The sequence below is a fragment of the Microbacterium sp. F01 genome (assembly GCF_056156365.1).
Genome location: NZ_CM149592.1, coordinates 1,018,344 through 1,040,069 on the forward strand (window position 1 = coordinate 1,018,344; position 21,726 = coordinate 1,040,069).

Below are 21,726 nucleotides of genomic sequence, written 5' to 3' on the forward strand. Positions count from 1 at the left end.
GGGACGGAGAGGCCTCAGGCGTGGGCGATCGAGACCGCGTGGGCGAGCGGATGCTGCGGCGCGAGGCCTGCGAGGGCAGCGGCGCCGTCGATTCCGTGGCCGAGCGGCTCGACGAGCGTGACGTCGAACTCGCTCGCGGCGATGTGCGACGCGAACGCCTCGCGCAGCTGCGGGGAGCGGAAGACGCCGCCGATCGCGCACGCGGCGAAGTGCTCGCCTGGCTCGTCGGAGCGCACACTGCGCAGCGCCGTCTCGACGCTGTGGGCGAGCTCGCCGCCGGCGCGCACGGTGATGTTCTGCGACACCGCGTCGCCCTCCGTGGCGAGGCGCGCGACGTAGGCCGCGAAGGAAGCGATCACGCTCACGCGCTCGGGGTCGGACTGCAGGTGGATGTACGCCTGGCTGAGGTCGGGCCACCGCTCCTCGGCGACGGCGCGCAGCGCGGTGGTCGGCCCGCGGCCGTCGTATTCGCGCATCACGGCGTCGAGGGCCTCGCGGCCGATCCAGTACCCGCTGCCCGCGTCGCCCATGAGGTAGCCCCACCCGTCGACACGGGCGACACGCGAGGCGCCGACCGCGAGCGTCACCACGCCGGTGCCTGCCGCGACCACGGCCCCCCGCGTGTCCCCGAGCGCCCCGAGGAACGAGGTCGTCGAGTCGTGCGCGAGGATGACCTCGTGCACGGCGGCGTCGTCGATCCGGGCGAGGAGGGCGGCAGCATCCGATTCCCGTGTCGTGAGCCCCGACACACCCGCGCTCACGACCGAGACGTCGGCGCCGGTGCGCTCGATCGCGGCGTGCGTGACGGCCGCGAGCTGGGGGAGGAGCGGCTCGCCGGTGCGGATGCCGGGGAAGACGATGTCGTGTTCGCGCACGCGCACCTTGATGCCCGTCTGGCCCGCGTCGATCGCGAGCACCGCGGCGGTCATCGCAGGGCCCCTGCCGAAAGCGCCGTGTACTGCGCGCGCAGGTACACGCCCGCGGGCTTGCCGTACGGGCAGTAGTCGTCGTTCGCGGCCGCCTCCTCCGCGGAGTACAGGCGCGCGGGCCAGTCCCACAACATGAATCCCCCCACCCACGTGCGCTCGGCGCACGCCTCGAACATGACCCTGTAGTACCGCAGTTGCTCGTCGCCCGATACCTCCCCGGGCAGCGACCAGTCGTTCGGTCGATCGGGCGACCCTTCGCGCGAGGGGCATCCGGCCTCCATGAAGAAGAACGGCTTGCCCGTCGCGGCGACGGCCGCCTCGATGCGGTCGAGTTCCGCCTCCCACCGGTCGATGGGGTAGTACCCGCTCGATGACACGACGTCGACCGCGTCCCACCAGGCGAGGCGATCCTCCTGGTACTTGTCGCAGTTGTACGTCACGAGGCCCGAGTACACGGCGCGCACGGCGGCGATCAGCTCGCGCCATTCGGTCTCGCGGGCGTCGGCGCGCACCATCTCGCAGCCGATGCAGAGCATCTCGCAGCCCTCCGCCTCGGCGATGCGCGCGGCGTGCACGATGAACTCCCGGTACGACGCGAACCACTCGCCCCAGGTCGGCTCACCGGGGACGTCCTGGTCGAAGAACCCGATGTACGCGCGCCAGGTGCCGTCGGCGACGTTGACGACGGGCTTCAGGCACACCTTCAGCCCGAGCGCCTTCGCCTCGCGGATCGCCCACACGATCTCGTCGTCGGTCACCGTGGGCTCGTCGCGGAACCGCACCTCGGTCGACTGCGCAGTGTCCTGCAGTGCCGAGTACGCAAGGGCTGTCCAGTTCACGCCGTGGTCCGCCATCAGCCGCATCGAGGCGGATGCCTCGGCGGTCGCCCAGGTTCCGCGCACGCCCGTCCATCCCCAGGTCATTCCGGCCACGTAGGGCCCGAGCGCCTGGGCGGTCTCGGCGGTCATCGGACGACCAGCTCGTTGGCGGTGCGGAGCACCCGCGGATCGGAGAGGACGGATGCTGCGAGCGGCTCGCCGTCGTGCCGCACGACGATCGTCGTGCTCTCGCCCGGCAGCAGAGTCACGAGTGCGTCGGACGCCACGGCACCGGGGTCGACCTTGTCGACGAGGAGCGTGAGGTCGCGCACCAGCGTCGCGGCCGTGAGCGTGACCACCGTGCCATCTGCGGCCGGTTCGGTGCGGACCTCGACCTCGGCCGTGCCGAGCGCCGAGTCGCGGGGCTCGGCGAAGAACCAGAAGCCCCGCACGCCGTCGACGCCAGCGACCACGAGCTCGGAGGCGGCTTCGGCGGCGACCGCGACCTCGGCGGGCAGCATGACGGTCGTGGTCTCGCGCGGCGCGAGCGAGACCGACACCGTGAATCGGGCGAGCTCGTCACCGGCGAAGCCGACCCGGCGCGCCACGAACTCCCCGGACCACGGCTCGGCCGTGTCGTTGACGAGTGCCGCGGCGAGCCCGCTCTCGCGGGGCTGGATCGTCGCGAGGCGCGGCGCGAACGCGTTCTTCAGCCCGTAGTACAGCGGCTTCGGGCGCTCGTCGCCGTCGATCGCGGCCCACGAGGTGACCGGCCAGCAGTCGTTGAGCTGCCATACGATCGCGCCCTGCGTGTGCGGCGCCCACGAGCGGAAGTGCTCGAGAGCGGTGCGCACCGCGAGCGCCTGGTTGAGCTGCATCGCCCAGTGCCAGTCCTCCATGGCCTCCGGCATCCGGAAGTGGGGGATGAGCCCGTTGGAGAGCTTCGTGTTCCCCTCCATCGCCTTCTGGTGCACGATCATGCCCGGCGACTCGGGGGTCAGCGGGGCGTCCGATACGGAGCGGACGAGCGTCGACCACGCCGGCGGCCCCTGCCAGCCGAACTCGGCGACGAACCGCGGCTTGTGCTCGCGGTAGGTGGGCCAGTCCCGGCGGTTCCACTGCTCCCACAGATGCATCGAGCCGTGCTGCTCGTCGTTGGGGTGCGGGCCGGTCTGCGTCTCGCCGTCCCAGCCCGCGCCGGGGCTGAACGGGCTGCCGGGTGCGTACGGCACGTGCGGCGCGAGCTCGGCGACCAGAGAGGGGAACAGCTCGTAGTAGTAGTGCGCGCCCCACGTCTTGCCGTCGAGTCGCAGCTTCCAGCCCCAGTCCTCGTAGCCCCAAAGGTTCTCGTTGTTGCCGGTCAGCAGCACGAGCGAGGCGTGATGGGCGAGTCGGACGATGTTCTCGCGCGCTTCGGCCTCGATCTCGGAGCGCAGCGGTTCCTCCTCGGCGTACGCCGCACATGCGAACAGGAAGTCCTGCCAGACCAGGAGGCCCAGCTCGTCGGCGAGCTCGTAGAAGTCGTCGGACTCGTAGAGCCCGCCGCCCCACACCCGGATGAGGTTGAGGTTCGCGCCGAGCGCCTGCTCGAAGCGGCGGCGCAGGCGGTCGCGCGTGACGCGCACGGTGAGCGCGTCGTCGGGGATCCAGTTGACGCCCTTGACGAACACCGGCTGGTCGTTGACGACGAGGGTGAACGGAGTGCCGGCGGCGTCGGGCGTCGTGTCCCACCGCACGTCGCGGAAGCCGACCACGCGATGCGTCGCGTCCAGAGGGTCGGGTGCGTCGCCGTACAGGCGGACGTCGACGACATACCGCGGCTGCTCGCCGTACCCCGCAGGCCACCATCGTTCGGCGTGGGGGAGTTCGAGTCGCACGTGCGCCCGATCGCCGTCCACCTCGACGAACGTGTTCGGCAGGGCGTCGTCGTCGAGTCCGGGTCCGTTCACCGCGACGTGCACGAGAAGACGATCGGATGCTGCATCCGCTGCCCGCTCGAGGTCTACGTCGACCGTGATCGTACCGCCGTCGCCCACGGGGGTCGCGACAACGCGCGTCTGCGCAAGCCGTGCGACCGACCAGGACTCCAGCCCGACCGGCTTCACGATGCCGCTGGTGTAGGTCGCGATGCCCCAGTCCCAGCCGAAGCTGCACGCGGACTTGCGGATCGCGTCGTAGGGGAGCGGGTACGGGCGCTGGCGTACCCCGAGCGCGACGCTCTGCTCGTTGGCGTACTTCACCGGCGAGCGGAAGCGCACCTCGAGCTGGTTGTCGCCCTCGACCAGCGCGTCGCGCACGTCGAAACGGTACGAGCGGTGCTGGTTCGCCGTCGACCCGATCTCGGTGCCGTTGAGGAGGATCGTCGTCACGGTGTCGAGGCCCTCGAAGACGAGGTCCGTGCGGTCGGCGTCGTCCGGTGCCCACGTGAACGTCGTCGCGTACGTCCAGTCGACGAGTCCGATCCAGGCCAGCGCGGACTCGTTGTCGTCGAGGAAGGGGTCGGGGATGAGGCCCGCGGCCAGAAGGTCGGTGTGCACGCACCCCGGCACCGTCGCGGCTACGGCGGCGGCAGCATCCGTGATGAATCCATCCGGAACCGGGCCGGCGGATGCGCGGAGCGTCCAGCCGGTGTGGAGGGGACGGAGGGAGAGAGCGGTTGTCACTTGACGGCTCCTGCGGTGAGGCCCTTGTAGATCCAGCGCTGAAGCAGCAGGAAGGCGATGAACGTCGGGATGATCACGAGGATCGTACCCGCGGCGATCACCTCCCACTGCGCGCCGTAGGGACCCTTGAAACGGAACAGGGAGGTCGAGATGAACCCCTGCGAGGGCAGATAGAGGAACGGGAGGTAGAACTCGTTGTAGATCGCGATGCCCTTGATGATCACGACGGTGGCGATGGCCGGCCGCAGCAGCGGCAGGATGATGCGCCAGTAGATCGTCCACCGGTTCGCACCGTCGATCATCGCCGCCTCGTCGAGCGAGACCGGGATCGACTGCATGAACTGGATGAACAGGTAGATCGCGATGATGTCGGTGCCCATGAACAGGATGATCAGGGCGACCATCGAGTCGTAGAGCCCGAAGGTGCTGATGAGCTGGAAGGTCGCCACCTGCGTCGTGACGCCGGGGATCAGCGTCGCGATCAGGAACAGCGCGAGCACCAGTCGCTTGCCGCGGAAGTTGAAGCGGTCCAGCGCATAGGCGGCCATGGTGCCGATGAAGATCGTGCCGACGAGCGAGACCACGAGCACGATCGTGGTGTTCACGAAGCCCTCGAGCATCTTCCCGCTGACGAACGCGGTGACGAAGTTGTCGAAGTTGAGCCAGTTCGACGGCGGAGTGAACGGCCCGGTCTGCGCGTACTCGGGGGCCGTCTTGAGCCCGGCGAACAGCAGGACCGACAGCGGAAGGATGGTCACGATCGCCGCGACGACGAGGCTCGTGTACTTCGCCGAGGTCGCCGTGCCGGACCGCAGCTTCTCCAGCGGAGAGCGGCCGCGGATCTTCTTCTCCGGCGGGGTCGTCCGCAGCGGCATGGTGCGGAGGGGTTCCTGTGTGGTGGTCATGTGAGATCGACCTTCTCGTCGGGGAAGACTTTGCGCTGGATCCAGGTCACGACCAGCACCACGACGAGCAGGACGACGGCCATCGCCGAGGCGAGGCCCACCGACCGGTAGCTGAACGCGGTCTGCAGCGTGTTGATGACGAAGGTCGACGAACCGTTCGCGCCGCCGGTCATCACGAAGGGCACCTCGAACACGCTGAGGCTGCCGGCGATCGCGAGGATCACGGTGAGGCCCACGACGCGGCGGATGCCGGGGAAGATGATCGCCCAGAACTGCGACCACCGGTTCGCGCCGTCGATCTCGGCAGCTTCGTACAGCTCGTGCGGGATCGACTGGATCGCGCCGAGGAACAGCACGAACCCCATGCCGGTGTACCGCCAGACCGAGGTCGCGGCCAGCGACCAGTTCACGACGTCGGGGTCGCCCAGCCACTGCGGCGGCTCGGTGACGCCGAACCAGCTCAGCACCGTGTCGAGCGTGCCGCCGGGCTGGAACAGGTACAGGAAGACGAAGCCGACGGCCACGCCGTTGATCAGATAGGGGAAGAACAGCACACCCCGGAAGAAGCCGGAGAAGCGCGTCGAGAAGCTCAGGATCGTCGCGAAGTACAGCGCGATCGCGATCTGGAAGAACGACGCCGCGAAGTAGTAGAGGCTGACGAAGAACACCGTGAAGATGCGCGGATCGGTGAAGACCTGCACGTAGTTCTCGAGGCCGACGAGGTTCTTCTGCTGGTCGATGCCGTCCCAGTCGGTGACGCTGTAATAGAACAGGTTGATCGCCGGCCAGTAGGTGAACAGCAGCAGCAGTCCCACGGCAGCGGCGAGGAACAGCCACGGTGTGAGGTGCTGCATGACGCTCCGACCCGCGGAGCCGCCCCGCCGGCCACCGGCCCCGCGGGAGATCCCGCGGAGCCGGCGACCGCGCAGGGGCGCCGAGAGGGCAGCAGGGGCGTCCGCCGGTGCCGCGCCAGGAGTTGCGATGGCCATGTACTGGCGTCCCCTCCGTCAGCCCTTGAGGCTCTCGACGGCGGCGCCCCACTTGTCGTTGAGCTCGGCGAAGTAGCTCTCCTTGTCGCCGTCGGCGGCACCGCGGGCGATGTCGACGAGCTTCTGACGGTAGATCGGGCCGTAGAGGTCGATCTGGGCTTCGTTCGCCGTCTCGGTGAGCAGCGCCTCCTTGCCCGCCGGGGCGGGGTTGATCTCCATGAGCTCGACGCCTGCGGCCTCGAAGTCGGTGAGCGACGCGGGGAGCGGGTCGTCCTTCAGCGTCGAGACCATGCCCTGCACGTCGGTGTAGTCGGACTCGCCCACGATCCACTGGATGAACGCCCACGACGCGGCCTTCGCCTTCGAGTGCTTGCTCACGCCGAGGTTGTAGTCGCCGCCGATCACGGCGTACTGCTGGCCGTCGACGTTCGCCGGGAACGCGAAGAACCCGATGTCGTCGGCTGAGGCGCCGTTGTCTTCGGCGGCGGCCGTCATCTGCGACACGGCCCACGAGCCGAGGGTCATCGCTGCGACCTCGCCGGTGCCGATGAGCACCTTCGACTGCTCCCAGTCGGTGGTGAGCGGGTCGTCCTCGGTGAGGCCGGCCGCCACGCTGTCGTACAGCAGGGAGTCGATCGCGTAGATGTCGGTGCCCTCGGTCCACGGCGCCGGGTCCTCGGCGAGGGTGATCGGGGCATCGGCATCGTCGGTGACGCCGCCGAGGTTGCCGAAGCTCTGGGTCAGCGGCCACCCGCCCTTGTAGTTCGTGTACAGCGGGATCGCGTCGGTGTTGTCCTTCACCTTCTGCAGGGCCTCGAGCCACTCCTCCTCGCTCGTCGGGAGCTCGGTGACGCCGGCCTCTTCGAAGACCTTCTTGTTGTAGACGACGCCGTTGGCGTTGCCGCCCCACGCGATGCCGTACTGGGTGCCGTCGTAGCTGGCGGCGGGGAGGAAGCGGTACGTGTCCTCGAAGTCCGCCGTCTCGCCGAGCGGCTCGAGGAACTGCTCGAACTGGTCGGGCTGGATGGTCGGGATGCCGAGGACGTCGCCGTAGTTCGTTGTCGACATGCGCGTCTGCATCTCGGTGGCGTAGTCCGTGACCGCCTCGATGGTGACGTTCACCTCGGGGTACTTCTTCTCGAACTCCTCGACGTAGCGGTCGTACGTCCCGTCCTGCACGAGATCGGTGCGCCAGGTGAGGACCTTGATGTCGCCCTTGATCTCGCCGTCGATCGTGTTGTCGGCGTCGCTCGCGCCGCCGCCCGCGCAGCCGCTGATCGCGACAGCGGCGGTGGCCAGCAGCACGATGCCCGCCAATGCCTTCTTCGCCATGTGATTTCTCCTTGTCAGGTTCGCCCTTGAACTGCCGGTGCGCGTCGTCGCACCGTTGCGTGGTTCGTCGCGCGGTCAGACTACGCATCTTCGAAACGGTTCCGCAAGCATCGAATGTCAGCGCTGTCTTGTCCTGTCCGATTGACTCCGTTCTGAGAAACAGCTCGTTTGATCTGGGATTATTTTGTAATAGATTACGACCACGCATCGCGGATGTCTCAGCAATGTCCTACGTGGACATTTCAGCGTTCGGAGTGCTAGCGTGGGGCCCGGCAGTGCGAGGAGGCCTCCGATGACGGTTCAGCAGCGCGCGACCCTCGAAGACGTCGCACGGCTCGCGGGAGTGAGCTCGAAGACCGTCTCGCGCGTCTTCACCCACCGCGACCTGGTCGCACCCGAGACCGTGGAGCGCGTGCTCGGCGCCGCCAAGCGGCTGCGGTTCCGGCCCAACCCGCTGGCTCGGAATCTGCGCCGTGGCGGACCCACGAACACGATCGGGTTCATCATGGGAGAGCTGAACAACCCGTTCTATTACAAGCTCGCCGCCGGCATCGAGCGCGAGCTGGCGGCACACGGCTTCTCGCTGGTCGTCGCGACCACCGACGACACCGCGGAGGGTGAGGAGCGCGTCGCCGACGCCCTCCTCGGCCAGCGACTCGGCGCACTGCTGCTCATTCCCGTCGCCGACGATCAGTCTTATCTCGAGGGCGAGCGGCACCTCGGCACGCCGGTGATCGCGATCGACCGGCCGGCGCGCAACCTCGTCGCCGACTCGATCGTGCTCGAGAACCACCGCGGGGTGTTCGATGCCACGACCCGCCTGCTCGAGCGCGGCCATCGGCGCATCGGCTACATCTGCAATCCGGCCTCCGTCTACACGCAGGTCGAGCGCCTCCGCGGGTATCGCGACGCGCTCGCCGCCTACGGCATCCGCGATTCGTCGGCGTGGGAGCGTCTCGAAGACGATCTGTCCCGGCCCGCCGACGACCTCATCGCCGACCTGCTCGACCGCGACGATGCGCCGACCGCGATCATCACGGGCAACAACCGTGTGACGATCGACGCGCTGCGCGTGCTGCGCGATCTTCACGACGACGGCCGCACGGCCCTCGTCGGCTTCGACGACTTCGACACCGCCGACGTGCTCGGGGTGACCGTGATCAGCTACGACCCGCTGGCGCTCGGCAAGGCCGCTGCGACGCTCGCCATCGAGCGCATGCAGGACCCCGCCGGTTTCACCCGACAGCTCGAGATGCCGACGTGGATCGTCGAGCGCGGCACCGGCGAACGCGCCCCCGCAGAGAGGACCACCGCATGACCCCCGCCTTCATCCATCTCGAGAGCGAGGGTGTCGGCGTGCTGATCGACGCCCGCGGCCCCGGACTCCCGCAGGTGCTGCACTGGGGTGCGCCGGTCGGCGGGATCACGGATGCCGACGCCGACGCGCTCGCGAAGGCTCTCAGCCGTCAGACCCGACCCGGGACACTCGACGCCGCGTGGCAGGTGTCGCTCTCCCCGCAGGAGGGCGACGGGTGGACCGGTCGCCCGGGTATGCAGCTGCGCCGGGACGGCGTCGTGCACCACCCGCGGTGGGACGTGCGCCGCATCGAGGCCGACGACCGGTCGCTCACCGTCGAGGCGCGGGACGCGGCATCCGCTCTGCGTCTGTCGATCACGGTCGGCATCGAGGCCGGGGGTGTGGTGTGGGTGCAGCACGCGCTCGCGCACCAGGGAGACCCGGATGCTGCGCCCGTCGACGTGGACTGGCTCGAGGCGACGCTGCCGGTGCCGTCGACGACCGACACGCTCCTGACGTTCGACGGGCGCTGGACGCGGGAGAAGCGGCCGGTCGTGACGCCGATGCCCGCCGGCGCCACCGTGCGCCAGACGCGGCGCGGTCGCCCCGGGCATGACAACCCCGTGGCGGCGATCGCAGCGATCGGCGAACCCCGTTGGCAGCGCGGCGCGCTCTGGGGCGTGCATCTCGCGTGGTCGAGCGACCTCACGACCCGGGTCGACCGCGTCACCGACGCCGTGACACTGATCGGCGCCGGCGAGCTGCTGCGTCCGGGCGAGATCCGGCTCGCGCCCGGCGACGACTACCGCGCGCCGCGCGCGGCCTTCGTGCACACGGGCGAGGGGCTCGATGGGTTCGCGCACCGCGTGCACACGTGGCTGCGGGCCAGGCCGCAGCATCCGTCGTCCGTGCGTCCTCTCGTGCTCAACACGTGGGAGGCCGTGTACTTCGATCACGACGCCGATCGGCTCTCCGCGCTCGCCGACCGCGCCGCCGAGGTCGGCATCGAGCGGTTCGTGCTCGACGACGGCTGGTTCCAGGGGCGCCGCGACGACTCGACGAGCCTCGGCGACTGGGTCGTCGACCGGTCGGTGTGGCCAGAGGGGCTCGGCCCGCTCGCGACGCGCGTGCACGAGCTGGGCATGCAGTTCGGGCTGTGGTTCGAGCCCGAGATGGTCAGCCTCGACTCCGACGTCGCTCGCGCGCACCCCGACTGGCTGCTCCACGAGCCTGGCCACCTGGAACACGATCCCGGGGTGTCGTGGCGTGGGCAGTACGTGATGGATCTCGCTCATCCGGATGCGTACGCCCGCGTGCTCGGGCAGATCGACGCGCTCGTGGCCGAGCTCGGCATCGACTTCATCAAGTGGGACCACAACCGCGATCTCGTCGAGAGCGTGCACGACGGGCGCCCGGGAGGGCACACCCAGATGACCGCGGTCTATCGGCTCATCGCGGAGCTGAAGTCGCGGCATCCGTCCCTCGAGATCGAGTCGTGCTCGAGCGGCGGCGCCCGGACGGACCTCGGCATCCTGGACGTCACCGACCGCGTGTGGGCGAGTGACTCGAACGACCCCGTCGAACGGCAGGACATCCAACGCTGGACCGGACTGCTCCTGCCGCCCGAGCTCGTCGGCGCGCACGTCGGCCCGACGACCTCGCACTCGTCGGGACGCACGACCTCGCTGTCGTACCGCATGGCGACGAGTCTCATGGGGTCGGCCGGCTTCGAGTGGGACATCCTGTCGTGCGACGACGACGAGACCGCCACGATCACGCGCTTCGCCGCGCTCTACAAGGAGCTGCGGCCCATCGTGCACGGCGGACGGATGCTGCACCCCGAACTCCGCGATCCCGCCTGGCGTGCGACGGCCTTCGTCACGGACGATGCCGCGGTCGTGGTCGTCGCGACGGTGGCAAGCCTCGAGGACGCCCGCGCCGAGCGCCTGCGCCTGCCCGGGCTCGACCGCGATCGTCGCTACCGCGTGCGCGCACGCCGCGAGATCGGCGCGGCCGAGTACGGCTGGATCGCGCCGGAGTGGTTCACCGCCGGCGAGCTCGAACTGCCCGGATCGCTGCTCGCCGAGGTCGGGCTGCAGCTGCCGACGCTGTGGCCGCTGCAGGCGTTCGTGCTCCACCTCGAGGTCGTCTGACCCCGCGGGGTCAGAGCAGGTCGGCGAGGAAGGCGGCCTGCTTCGGGAACTGGAACGCCTGCCCGCCCTCGTGGCCGTTGTGCGTGTAGACCTCGATCTGCTTCGTCGAGGTGGGGTGGCGGTTGAACGCCGCATACACCGTCGACGGCGGGCAGATCGTGTCCATGAGGGCGACGGAGTACAGGGCCGCAGCATCCGCCCGCTTCGCCATGTTCACGCCGTCGAAGTACGACAGCGTCTCGAACACGCGCTCGTCGCGACCGCGGTGCACGGCGAGGTAGCGCACGACCTCCTGGTACGGGTCGTCGCCGGTGAGCCCGACGGCGCGCTCGAAGTGGCAGAGGAACGGTACATCGGGCACCACGGCCACGATGCCGTCCGACAGGCCTGCCGCCGCGATCGCGATGCCGCCGCCCTGGCTCGCGCCGCACACGGCGACGCGGTCGGCGTCGACCTGCGGCAGCGCACGCACGGCGTCGACGGCGCGCACGGCATCGGTGAAGACCCGGCGGTAGTAGTACGTCTCGGGGTCCTCGATGCCGCGGGTCATGAAACCCGACGACGAGGGCCCCGTGCCGTGCGGGTCGAGCGTGTCGCCGCCGGAGCCCCACATCGAGCCCTGTCCGCGCGTGTCCATGAAGAGGTGGGCGTATCCGGCCGCGGCCCAGCCGAGGCGCTCGCCGGCGAGCCCGCGTCCGCCGCCGTACCCCTGGTACTCGACGACCGCGGGGAGCGGACCTTCGGCCCCGGCGGGCAGCGTCAGCCAGGCCTTGACCGGGTCGCCGCCGAAGCCCGGGAACGTCACATCGAAGATGTCGACGAGCGTGTACGGCATGTCGAGGCGCACGACGTCGGGTGCGGCGTCCCACTGCCGCGACTGCGCGAGCGTGTCGGCCCAGAAGGCGTCGAAGTCGGCGGGCTCGCGAACGTCGGGGGTGTAGACCGCGAGCTCAGCAGGGGACAGATCGAATCTCGGCACGCGCTCACCCTAGCGTGTCGCGCGGAAGCGTTTCGACGCAGGAGACCGAGAAGGCGACGGAGTCTCGATGGGGGAGGGGTATTCGAGGCCCCGCCGCCGGTCTCTGGGCGCCCAGCGGGCGCTGTGTGGGGAAGTCTTCGGGTCGATCGTGCGGCGCTGCGTCAGAGACGGATCTCTGCGATGACTTCACCGTACTCGGTCTCGCCGACCGGTGTGAAGCCCACGCGCTCGAAGAATGCCTGCGGACCGCCGACGCCCGCTTCGTAGATGACGTTCACGTGGTCCATTCCGCGGTTGCGGGCCTCTTCGAGGAGTCCGGCCACCGCGAACCGGCCGACGCCGCGGCCCTGGTCGTCGGCGTCGACGTTGATGCGCCACAGCACGGAGCGGAAGTGCTCCTGCGGGTCGTCGAGGTCGAAGTTGCCGCTGACGAAGGCGACGACCTCCTCGCCGTCGACCACCACGCGCTGCCAGGTCGTCTGCGGGTTCACGACCGTCGCGGCGATGCCGTAGCTCACCGGCGACAGGAACTCCTCCTGGCCGGGCTTGAGCGACATATTGTTGACCGCCACGATGGTCGCGGCGGACAGTTCGACGAGTCGCAGTTCACCCATGGACCAAAGGCTAGCCCCCATGACGGCATCCGGCATCGTCCGAGTGTCGGATTAACACGGTGTTCATACGCGGAAGTATCTTGACGTCGAGATATCTCGGTCGCTTGCGATAGGCTGAACGCCGACCCGCAAGAAGGACGTGACTGGTGACCGACTCGACCATCATCTACACCTACACCGACGAGGCACCGGCCCTCGCGACCGCATCGTTCCTGCCGATCGTGCAGGCCGTGACCCGCCAGGCGGGAGTGGACGTCGAGACCCGCGACATCTCTCTCGCGGGCCGCATCCTCGCGGCGTTCCCGCAGAACCTGACGCCCGAGCAGCAGGTCGGCGACGCGCTCGCCGAGCTCGGCGGCCTCGCGACCCTCCCCGAGGCCAACATCATCAAGCTGCCGAACATCTCGGCCTCGATCCCGCAGCTCAAGGCCGCGATCGCAGAGCTGCAGGCGCAGGGCTACGACATCCCGGACTATCCGGACGAAGCGCAGTCGCTCGAAGACAAGGATGTGCGCGCCCGCTACGACCGCATCAAGGGGTCGGCGGTCAACCCGGTGCTCCGTGAGGGCAACAGCGACCGTCGTGCGCCGCTGTCGGTGAAGAACTACGCGCGCAAGCACCCGCACCGCAACAAGGCGTTCGGCGAGGGCTCGAAGACGCGCGTCGCGACGCTGGGCCACGACGACTTCAAGTCGAATGAGAAGACGACGGTCATCCCCGCGGACGACGTGCTCTCGGTGCGCTTCACCGGCGCCGACGGCACCACCAGCGAGTTGAAGACCGGCATCAAGGTGCTCCCGGGTGAGATCGTCGACGGCACGTTCCTCTCGGCGGCCGCGCTCGACGCGTTCCTCGCCGAGACGCTCGAGACCGCCAAGGCCGAAGACGTCCTGTACTCGGTGCACCTCAAGGCGACGATGATGAAGGTCAGCGACCCGATCATCTTCGGCCACGTCGTGAAGGCCTACTACGCCGACGTGTTCGATCGCTACGGCGACAAGATCGCCGAGGCCGGCCTCACCCCGAACGACGGCCTGGGCGCGATCCTCGCGGGCCTGGCGAACATCGAGGGCGGCGACGAGATCGCCGCCGCGTTCGCCGCCGCGACCGACACCCCGCGCGTGTCGTACGTCAACTCCGACAAGGGCATCACGAACCTGCACGTCCCGTCCGACGTCATCGTCGACGCGTCGATGCCCGCGCTCGTCCGCAACGGCGGCAAGCTGTGGGGCGCCGACGGCGGCGAAGCCGACACGCTGGCCGTCATCCCGGACTCGTCGTACGCGGGCGTCTACCAGACCGTGATCGACGACGTCATCGCGCACGGCCCGCTCGACCCTGCGACCATCGGCACCGTCCCGAACGTCGGCCTCATGGCGCAGGCCGCCGAGGAGTACGGCAGTCACGACAAGACATTCGAGCTCGCCGCAGCCGGCACCGTCGAGGTCGTGAACCAGGCGGGCGACGTGCTGCTGTCGCACGAGGTCGCCCCGGGCGACATCTGGCGCGCGACGCAGACCAAGGACGTCGCCATCCGCGACTGGGTGAAGCTCGCCGTCACGCGTGCCCGCGCCACCGGCGCCCCCGCCGTGTTCTGGCTCGACGAGAACCGCTCCCACGACGCGGCGCTCATCGCCAAGGTGAAGACCTACCTCGCCGATCACGACACCGAGGGCCTCACGATCGAGATCCTCGCCCCGGCCGCGGCGACCCAGTACTCGCTGGACCGCCTGCGCAAGGGCGAAGACACGATCTCGGTCACCGGCAACGTGCTGCGCGACTATCTCACCGACCTGTTCCCGATCCTCGAGGTCGGCACGAGCGCCAAGATGCTGTCGATCGTCCCGCTGCTCGCGGGCGGCGGCCTCTTCGAGACCGGCGCGGGTGGCTCGGCCCCCAAGCACGTGCAGCAGCTCCTCGCCGAGGACTACCTCCGTTGGGACTCGCTCGGTGAGTTCTTCGCGCTCGCCGCGTCGCTCGAGCACCTCGCCGACTTCACCGGCAACGTGAAGGCGCAGGTGCTGGCCGACACACTGGATGCCGCGACCGGCACCTTCCTCGAGAACGACAAGTCGCCCGGCCGCGCGCTCGGCACGATCGACAACCGCGGCAGCCACTTCTATCTCGCGCTCTACTGGACGCAGGAGCTCGCGAAGCAGCAGGCCGACGCCGACCTCGCGGCGGCCTTCGCCCCCGTGGCGGAGGCGCTCGCCGCGAACGAGCAGAAGATCGTCGAGGAGCTCCTCGCGGTGCAGGGCTCGGCCGTCGAGATCGGTGGCTACTACCGCCCCGACGCCGACCTGGTCGCCGGTGTCATGCGCCCGTCGCAGACCTTCAACGGGGTCATCGACGCGCTGTAACGACTGATGAGCGAGAGGGCGGATGCTGCAGCATCCGCCCTCTCGTCGTTTTCAGGTTCGTGCGGAGCGGCTCCGAGACGCGACCGCGATCAGGCGTGGACCCAGACCTCGGTGCCGCGCGCGGTCCAGTCGTAGACGAACTTGGCGTCGTCGTTCCACATGTTCACGCAGCCGTGACTCTGCGGAAAGCCCAGACGGCTGCGGAAGTTGGACGCGCCGTGGAACGCGATGTCGGGGGCGAACCATGTGATCCATGGCACGTCCTTCGTGCAGTAGCTGTTCACGGCGGCCGGGTTGTAGCACAGCGCGCCCATGTCCTGGACGCGGGTGAAGGCGTTCACGGTGAAGTGTCCGGTCGGCGTCGGCGTGCCGGAGAGCCCCGACGAGATCGTGTACGAGGCGACCACGTTGCCGTTCTCGAACAACGTCGCCGTCTGGCTGGAGAGGTCGACCTCGACCGTGCGGGCCAACGTGGAGACGACGGGCGCGACCTCGGTCACGGGCGTCTCGAAGACCGCGTTGCCGGCGGCCAGCTGCGTGGCGAAGTCGGAGGCGAAGTTCGTGGTGTCGCCGACTTCGCGCCCCGAGATGCCCGGCGCCTCCTCGCGGAGCACCTTGCCCGCCGAGTTGGTGATGACGGCGCCGTTCTCGGCCGACCGGTTGACGGCTGCGGGAAGCCCGTCCACCACGGTCTGGATCGCCGACTCGTCGGCGGTGATGTCGTACGCGGCGTTCTCGGGGTCGGGTGCCACGGTCAGCCAGGCGGCCATCGTCGCGCGATCGATCGGCACCGTGCGCTCTTCGCCCACGTAGAAGCCGGCGGTGTCGAGCATGCTGTTCAGCTGTGCGACGGTCGCGTCGGCGGTCTCGGTCGAGATGTCGGCGGGGACCTCGGCCGGGACCGGGTCGAGCTGCACGCGCGTCTGGCCGGCCTCGAAGGCCGCCTGGATCGCGTCCTGGACGGTGGCGACGTCGATCCCGGTGCCGGCGACGGCGGGCGTCGAGACGTACGACGCGGTGGCCGCGTCGAACGCGAGCGTCGCGTCGCTCGCGTCGGTGTAGAGCTGCGGTGCGACTTCGCGCAGTGCTGCAGTGGCCGTCGCGGGGTCGAGCTCGATCTCCGCGTCGGTCGCGGCGAACCACGCCGTCGGGTTCCACATCGGATGCTGCGCGAACGCGGCGTCGGCGAGGGCCTGGGCATCGACCGCGGCGCCGAGCTCGGCGCCGGTGACCTCGGCGTCCTCTCCTGAGCCCGTCAGAACGACGGTCGTCTCCGCCAGACGCTGCTCGATGGCGTCGGCGGCTGCGCCGGGCGTCAGCCACCCCACCGGTACGCCGGCAACCGAGGTTCCGGGCGCGATGAGCACGAGCGACGACACGACGAGGCCGACCACGGCGACGCCTGCGGCCGCGCTGATCCAGATCGCGGTGTGCTTCTTCTTCGGCTTGGGCTCGGCGGGCGCCCACGCGAAGGTGGGGGAGCCGTCCGCCGGAGCGGTCGCGGTGGCGACGGCGGTCGCCGTCTCGGACGAGAGGTCGGCGGTCGGCGCGAGGGCGGTTGCGGGCGCCGGGGCGAGCACAGCAGTCGCGACGGCGACGGTCTCTGCGTCGGCATCGATGTCGGTGGTGACGGATGCCTCGTCCCCGGTGCCTTCGTCGGCCTCGGGCTCGTCAGCGAGGGTCGCGTCCTCGGCCGGCTCGGGGGCCGCGCCCTCGGCCGGCTCGGGCTCCGCGTCCTCAGCGGGGGAGTCATCTTCGTCCGCGGGCGCGACGGCGTCGGCCGCCTCGGCATCCGCCGGGGACCCAGCATCCGTCTCGTCCACGGCATCCGATGCCGTGTCATCCGCTGTTTCGGACTGCTCGCCCTCGACGGCCTGCTCGGCCTTCTCGGCGTCGTCCCCGGACGCCTTTCCGGCCTGCGACTCGGTCGCCAGATTCGTCACGCCACACCCCCGACTGTGATCCACGCTTCCCCCCATGGTAGGCGACGCGCACGGGTGCTGAGGTCACGTCATGGTCACGCACGAACCGCCGGTCAAGCCAGGAAACGGACGTTCGGCTCCGTAACGATCCGAACACGGCGCATCACAGTTTTGTAAAGCATCCGCTCAAATAGGGCTCAAGGACTTGCGAAAAGTTAGTTCGTAAGGTCTACTAACAAACATGCCCAACACGGAAGCGCGACGCGGCCCTTCCATTATCGACACGCCGCAGAGCCCCACCACGAATGCCCGCGCATTCGCCCCTGGCCGCACGCTCCGCCAGGGCGCGAAAGTCCTGCCAGAGCACGCGCGCGGTCACAACCGCTCACTCGTGCTCCAGACCCTGTTCCACCAGGGCGCGATGAGCCGCGCCGACCTGTCCCGCGAGACGGGGCTCACCCGGGTCACGATCTCCGACCTCGTCGCCGAGCTCATCGCCGACGGGTTCGTCGCCGAGATGGGGGTGCGCGAGGCCTCGGGACCAGGCAAGCCGGCGATCCTCGTCGACCTCGACCACGCCGGGCACCGCATCATCGGGCTCGACCTCTCCGGGAGCGACACCTTCATCGGCGCCGTCCTCACGCTCGACGGCGGCATCGTCGCACGACGCGAGGTCCCGGTGCCGGACGCCGACGCCCTCGTCGACACCGTCGTGGAACTCGCGCGCGCCCTCGTCGCCGACTCCCACGCGCCTGTGCTCGGCATCGGCGTCGGCACCCCCGGTGTCGTAGACGACCGCGGCGTCATCCTCACGGCGCCGAACTTCGGCTGGGCCGGTTTCGACCTCGAAGGCGCGCTGCGCGGCGCACTCGGCGTTCCGGTCCTGGTGGCGAACGACGCCAACGCGGCGGTGCTCGCCGAATACACGTTCGGCGGCGCGCCCGACGACGTGCTGCTCGTCAAGGTCGGCCGAGGCGTCGGCTCCGGCCTGCTGCTGGCGGGCCAGCCCATGCGCGGCAGCCGCTTCGCCGCGGGCGAGATCGGCCACGTCACCGTCGGCACGGACGGCGGTCCCCAGTGCGCCTGCGGCAAGGTCGGATGCCTCGAAGCCTGGCTCTCGGTGCCCTCGCTGACATCGCGGTTGAACGCCGCCGGCGATCCCGCCGCACACGAGGGCATCCTCCGCGACGCGGGGGAGCGGCTCGGCATCGCGCTGGCGCCCGTGGTCGGCGCCCTCGACGTGTCGGAGATCGTCCTCTCCGGCCCCCCTGAACTCCTCGGCGGCTCCCTGGCGGAGCAGACCGTCGAGACACTCCGCGCGCGCACGCTCGCGCCGTCCGTCGACGAAGGCGTGCGCGTGCGGATGACGGAGCAAGGCCAGGACATCGTCCTGCGCGGCGCCGCCGTCATGGTCCTGTCCGGACAACTCGGGGTGTCCTGACACAACGCGACTCCCCGGCGGATCCCCCCGGATCCCGAAACAACACGGAGCGCTCCTTGCGAGCATCCACCCCCGGATGGGTCACCCGGCCCACCCGAAACACCAAGAGAACACCGAAAACGAAGGAAGACACCATGAAGAAGACGCTTGGAGCCGTGGCGCTCATCGGCGCCTCGGCACTGGTGCTCGCCGGCTGCGCCGGCGGCAGCGGCAACGGCGGCGACTCGGGCTCCGAGGAGGGCGCCGAGATCCGCGTGTGGCTGGTCGGCACCGACACCCCGCACGACGCTCGCGACTACCTGAAGAAGACCTTCGAGGACGAGAACCCCGGGTCGACGCTGGTCATCGAGGAGCAGCAGTGGACCGGTCTCGTCGACAAGCTCACCACGAGCCTGTCGTCGAACGACAGCCCCGACATCGTCGAGATGGGCAACACCCAGGCCCCCGCGTTCACCTCGAGCGGGGCCCTCCTGAGCCTCGCCGACATCGAGGGCGACCTCGGCGGCGACGACCTGCTCCCCGGCTTCGTGGAGGCCGGCAGCTGGGACGGCACCCTGTACGCGGCGCCGTACTACTCGGGCGCCCGCGTCGTCTTCTACAACACCGCGATGTACGAGCAGGCGGGTGTCGCCGTGCCCACCACGCTCGACGAGTACGTGTCGAACGGTGTGGCCCTCGCCGGCGCGCTGCCGGGTGTCTCGGGCGTCTACTTCCCGGGCAAGGACTGGTACAACGGCCTGCCCTTCATCTGGGAGAACGGCGGCGAGATCGCCGTGCAGGACGGCGACGAGTGGGACGCGCAGCTGTCGAGCGACGAGTCGCTCGCCGGCCTTGCGCAGGTCCAGGAGCTCATGACCAAGGCGTCGCTCGCCCCGAAGGACGGCGACGAGGCCGATGGCTGGGTGCCCTTCCGCACCGAGCAGTCCGCCACGTACTCGGCTCCGAGCTGGGCCTACTGGTCGATCGTCGCCGATGAGGACAAGCAGCCGACGGCCGTCGCCGACATCACCGGCTACTACGCACTCCCGGGCATGGACGGCGGCGCCGCCCAGGTCTTCGCGGGTGGCTCGAACGTCGGCATCGCCGCGAAGTCGAAGAACCCCGACCTCGCCAAGAGCGCGCTCGAGATAATGCTGAGCGACGAGTACCAGACGATCCTCGCCGAGAACGGCCTCGTTCCCGCGCTGGTCTCGCTCGGCGACAAGGTGGCCGCCGCCACGCCCGAGCTCGCGACCGTCATCGCCGAAGCCGCCGCCAACTCCAAGCTCACCCCGGCTTCGCCGAACTGGGCGGACGTCGAGGCGCAGGGCATCATGCAGGACCTGTTCGTCAACATCGCGAACGGCGGCGACATCAAGGAGCTCGCCACCGCAGCCGACGAGCAGATCGAATCGATCCTGAACGGCTGACATCACGGGACGGGGTGCTCCGTGCCGCGGGGCACCCCGTTCCATGCCCGCTCAGGGCTCGACACAATTCTTGAGAGGAGGTTTGCCATGACGACGATCCCCGCAGAGGCGTCGGCTCCGCCCGTCCCGTCACCCGAGTCGCGGCCAGACCCCGAACAGCCGAAGAAGCGCAGCTTCCCGTGGGCTCCGCTCGCCTTGATGACGCCGGCCCTCATCATGCTCGTGGTCTTCATCGGCTGGCCGCTCGTCCAGCTGGCGATCATGTCGTTCCAGAAGTTCGGACGCGCGCAGATCTTCGGCGCCCCGCCTGAGTTCATCGGCATCCAGAACTACGCGGACGTGCTCACCGATCCCGAGTTCTGGGCCGTGCTCGGACGCAGCATCGCCCTGTGCATCGTGAGCGTCGTCGCCACCATGCTGCTCGGTGTCGCCATCGCGGTCATGATGACCAAACTGGGCAAGGCGATGCGCACGGCCGTGTCCGTCTCGCTGCTGCTCGCCTGGGCCATGCCTGCACTGACCGCGACGATCGTCTGGGGCTGGATCTTCGACACCCAGTACGGCCTCGTGAACTGGTTGCTGACGCAGATCACCGGCCAGAACTGGATCGGCCACAGCTGGCTCATCGACCCGGTGAGCTTCTTCAGTGTGGCCGCGATCATCATCACGTGGGGCGCGATCCCCTTCGTCGCCTTCAGCACGTACGCCGCACTCACCCAGGTTCCCGACGAGGTGTTGGAAGCCGCCGCCCTCGACGGCGCCGGCGGTTTCGCGCGCTTCCGTCTCATCGTCTTCCCCTACCTGCGCTCGATCCTGCTCGTCCTCCTCGTCCTTCAGGTCATCTGGGATCTGCGCGTGTTCGCCCAGATCTATGGCCTGCAGTCGATCGGCGGCGTGCGCGCCGAGACCAACACGATCGGCGTCTACATCTACAGCGTCTCGATGGCTTCGGGCGACCTCGGTGCCGGCGGTGCGATCTCGGTCATCCTGGTCGCGATCATGCTCGTCATCTCGGGTTACTGGATCCGCACGATGCTCAAGGAGGAATCATGACCGCCCGGCCACGTCGCGCCGTCTCGCGCGTCTTCCTGAACATCGCCGCCATCGTCGTGATCGTGGCATCCCTGTTCCCCGTGTACTGGATGCTGAACACGTCGCTGCTGCCCGCCTCCGCCGTTCGCACGACGACACCGCACTGGTGGCCCGACGAATTCACGCTCAGCAACTATCAGGAGGCGCTCGGCGACGAGAGCCTGATCACGGCGCTGCTGAACTCGCTGTCCGTCACCGGAATCACGCTGGTCGTCGCGCTCGCCTTCGCGTTCCTCGGCGCGATCGCCGTCTCGCGCTACCGGTTCCGCACGCGCACGGCGTTCATCATCGCGATCCTCGTGATCCAGATGATCCCGATCGAGGCGATGATCATCTCGCTGTTCCGCCTGCTCGACGGGTGGTACCTCCTGAACACGATCATCGGGCTGAGCATGGTGTACATCGCCGTCGTGCTCCCGTTCACGATCTGGACGCTGCGCGGCTTCGTCAACGGGGTTCCGGTGGACCTCGAGGAGGCGGCGATGATCGATGGATGCAGCCGCAACGGCGCGTTCTGGCGGATCACCTTCCCGCTGCTGGCTCCGGGCCTCATCGCGACCGGCGTGTTCGCCTTCATCCAGGCGTGGAACGAGTTCCTGCTCGCGCTGGTCATCATGACGCGCCCGGAGTCCAAGACCCTCCCGATCTGGCTTCAGTCGTTCGTGCAGGCGACGAAAGCCACCGACTGGGCAGTCGTCATGGCCGCGTCCACGATCATGGCCATCCCGGTCATCGTGTTCTTCCTCATCGTCCAGCACCGCATGACGAGCGGTCTTGTCTCGGGGGCGGTCAAGGGCTGATGCGCACGAAGGACCACGCCGCC

Annotated in this window: 16 protein-coding genes; 7 read left to right on the forward strand and 9 right to left on the reverse strand. The window is 69.2% G+C overall.

All coding sequences use genetic code 11. The features are described from left to right. Window positions 1-14: 14 nt before the first annotated feature. Genes ACVN90_RS04455 through ACVN90_RS04480 form a run of 6 tightly spaced genes read right to left on the reverse strand, consistent with a single transcriptional unit; the run spans window position 15 to window position 7,636 of the window. On the reverse strand, window positions 15-929 hold the full coding sequence (locus tag ACVN90_RS04455; RefSeq protein ID WP_475100960.1) for an N-acetylglucosamine kinase: 915 nt from the start codon (window positions 927-929) through the stop codon (window positions 15-17). Beyond that, window positions 926-1,897: a glycoside hydrolase family 113 gene (locus tag ACVN90_RS04460; RefSeq protein ID WP_475100961.1), complete on the reverse strand. Its 972-nt coding sequence runs from the start codon at window positions 1,895-1,897 to the stop codon at window positions 926-928. Before ACVN90_RS04460 ends, ACVN90_RS04455 begins: the two co-directional genes overlap by 4 nt. After that, window positions 1,894-4,410, reverse strand: coding sequence for a glycoside hydrolase family 2 protein (locus tag ACVN90_RS04465; protein ID WP_475100962.1), 2,517 nt, complete (start codon window positions 4,408-4,410; stop codon window positions 1,894-1,896). The genes ACVN90_RS04460 and ACVN90_RS04465 overlap by 4 nt, the downstream gene beginning before the upstream one ends. Then, window positions 4,407-5,315, reverse strand: coding sequence for a carbohydrate ABC transporter permease (locus tag ACVN90_RS04470; RefSeq protein WP_475100963.1), 909 nt, complete (start codon window positions 5,313-5,315; stop codon window positions 4,407-4,409). Before ACVN90_RS04470 ends, ACVN90_RS04465 begins: the two co-directional genes overlap by 4 nt. Then, window positions 5,312-6,304 carry a carbohydrate ABC transporter permease gene (locus ACVN90_RS04475; RefSeq protein WP_475100964.1) on the reverse strand — a complete coding sequence of 331 codons (993 nt, stop codon included), beginning with the start codon at window positions 6,302-6,304 and terminating at the stop codon, window positions 5,312-5,314. Before ACVN90_RS04475 ends, ACVN90_RS04470 begins: the two co-directional genes overlap by 4 nt. A gap of 18 nt (window positions 6,305-6,322) precedes the next feature. Next, window positions 6,323-7,636 carry an ABC transporter substrate-binding protein gene (locus ACVN90_RS04480; protein WP_475100965.1) on the reverse strand — a complete coding sequence of 438 codons (1,314 nt, stop codon included), beginning with the start codon at window positions 7,634-7,636 and terminating at the stop codon, window positions 6,323-6,325. Between the two features lie 292 nt (window positions 7,637-7,928). Here ACVN90_RS04480 and ACVN90_RS04485 point away from each other — a divergent pair, with 292 nt between their 5' ends. Beyond that, window positions 7,929-8,954 (forward strand): LacI family DNA-binding transcriptional regulator, encoded by a 1,026-nt coding sequence (locus tag ACVN90_RS04485; RefSeq protein WP_475100966.1) that lies wholly within the window; start codon window positions 7,929-7,931, stop codon window positions 8,952-8,954. Then, window positions 8,951-11,086 (forward strand): alpha-galactosidase, encoded by a 2,136-nt coding sequence (locus ACVN90_RS04490; protein WP_475100967.1) that lies wholly within the window; start codon window positions 8,951-8,953, stop codon window positions 11,084-11,086. The genes ACVN90_RS04485 and ACVN90_RS04490 overlap by 4 nt, the downstream gene beginning before the upstream one ends. 10 nt (window positions 11,087-11,096) lie before the next feature. Here ACVN90_RS04490 and ACVN90_RS04495 read toward each other — a convergent pair whose 3' ends face one another. Then, complete coding sequence (locus ACVN90_RS04495) at window positions 11,097-12,065, reverse strand: acetylxylan esterase (RefSeq protein WP_475100968.1); 969 nt, start codon at window positions 12,063-12,065, stop codon at window positions 11,097-11,099. 161 nt (window positions 12,066-12,226) lie between these two features. After that, window positions 12,227-12,679, reverse strand: a complete 453-nt coding sequence (locus ACVN90_RS04500) for an N-acetyltransferase family protein (RefSeq protein ID WP_475100969.1) — start codon at window positions 12,677-12,679, stop codon at window positions 12,227-12,229. Window positions 12,680-12,825: 146 nt separating this feature from the next. Between ACVN90_RS04500 and ACVN90_RS04505 the strand changes: the two genes are divergently transcribed. Further along, window positions 12,826-15,039: an NADP-dependent isocitrate dehydrogenase gene (locus ACVN90_RS04505; protein ID WP_475100970.1), complete on the forward strand. Its 2,214-nt coding sequence runs from the start codon at window positions 12,826-12,828 to the stop codon at window positions 15,037-15,039. A gap of 89 nt (window positions 15,040-15,128) precedes the next feature. On the opposite strand, the gene ACVN90_RS04510 is transcribed toward ACVN90_RS04505, so the two are convergent. Beyond that, window positions 15,129-16,982, reverse strand: coding sequence for a L,D-transpeptidase (locus ACVN90_RS04510; protein ID WP_475100971.1), 1,854 nt, complete (start codon window positions 16,980-16,982; stop codon window positions 15,129-15,131). Window positions 16,983-17,202: 220 nt separating this feature from the next. Between ACVN90_RS04510 and ACVN90_RS04515 the strand changes: the two genes are divergently transcribed. From ACVN90_RS04515 to ACVN90_RS04530, 4 genes are all read left to right on the forward strand, one after another. Then, window positions 17,203-18,402 carry an ROK family transcriptional regulator gene (locus ACVN90_RS04515; protein WP_475100972.1) on the forward strand — a complete coding sequence of 400 codons (1,200 nt, stop codon included), beginning with the start codon at window positions 17,203-17,205 and terminating at the stop codon, window positions 18,400-18,402. Window positions 18,403-18,536: 134 nt separating this feature from the next. Beyond that, entirely contained in the window at window positions 18,537-19,811 is a 1,275-nt protein-coding gene (locus ACVN90_RS04520; RefSeq protein WP_475100973.1) for an extracellular solute-binding protein, read from the forward strand. Window positions 19,812-19,898: 87 nt separating this feature from the next. Then, a complete protein-coding gene (locus tag ACVN90_RS04525) occupies window positions 19,899-20,864 on the forward strand; it encodes a carbohydrate ABC transporter permease (RefSeq protein ID WP_475100974.1) in 966 nt (321 codons plus the stop codon). Beyond that, the gene (locus tag ACVN90_RS04530) at window positions 20,861-21,703 is read left to right on the forward strand and encodes a carbohydrate ABC transporter permease (RefSeq protein WP_475100975.1); all 843 of its coding nucleotides are present in this window, start codon (window positions 20,861-20,863) and stop codon (window positions 21,701-21,703) included. Before ACVN90_RS04525 ends, ACVN90_RS04530 begins: the two co-directional genes overlap by 4 nt. Window positions 21,704-21,726 lie beyond the last annotated feature (23 nt).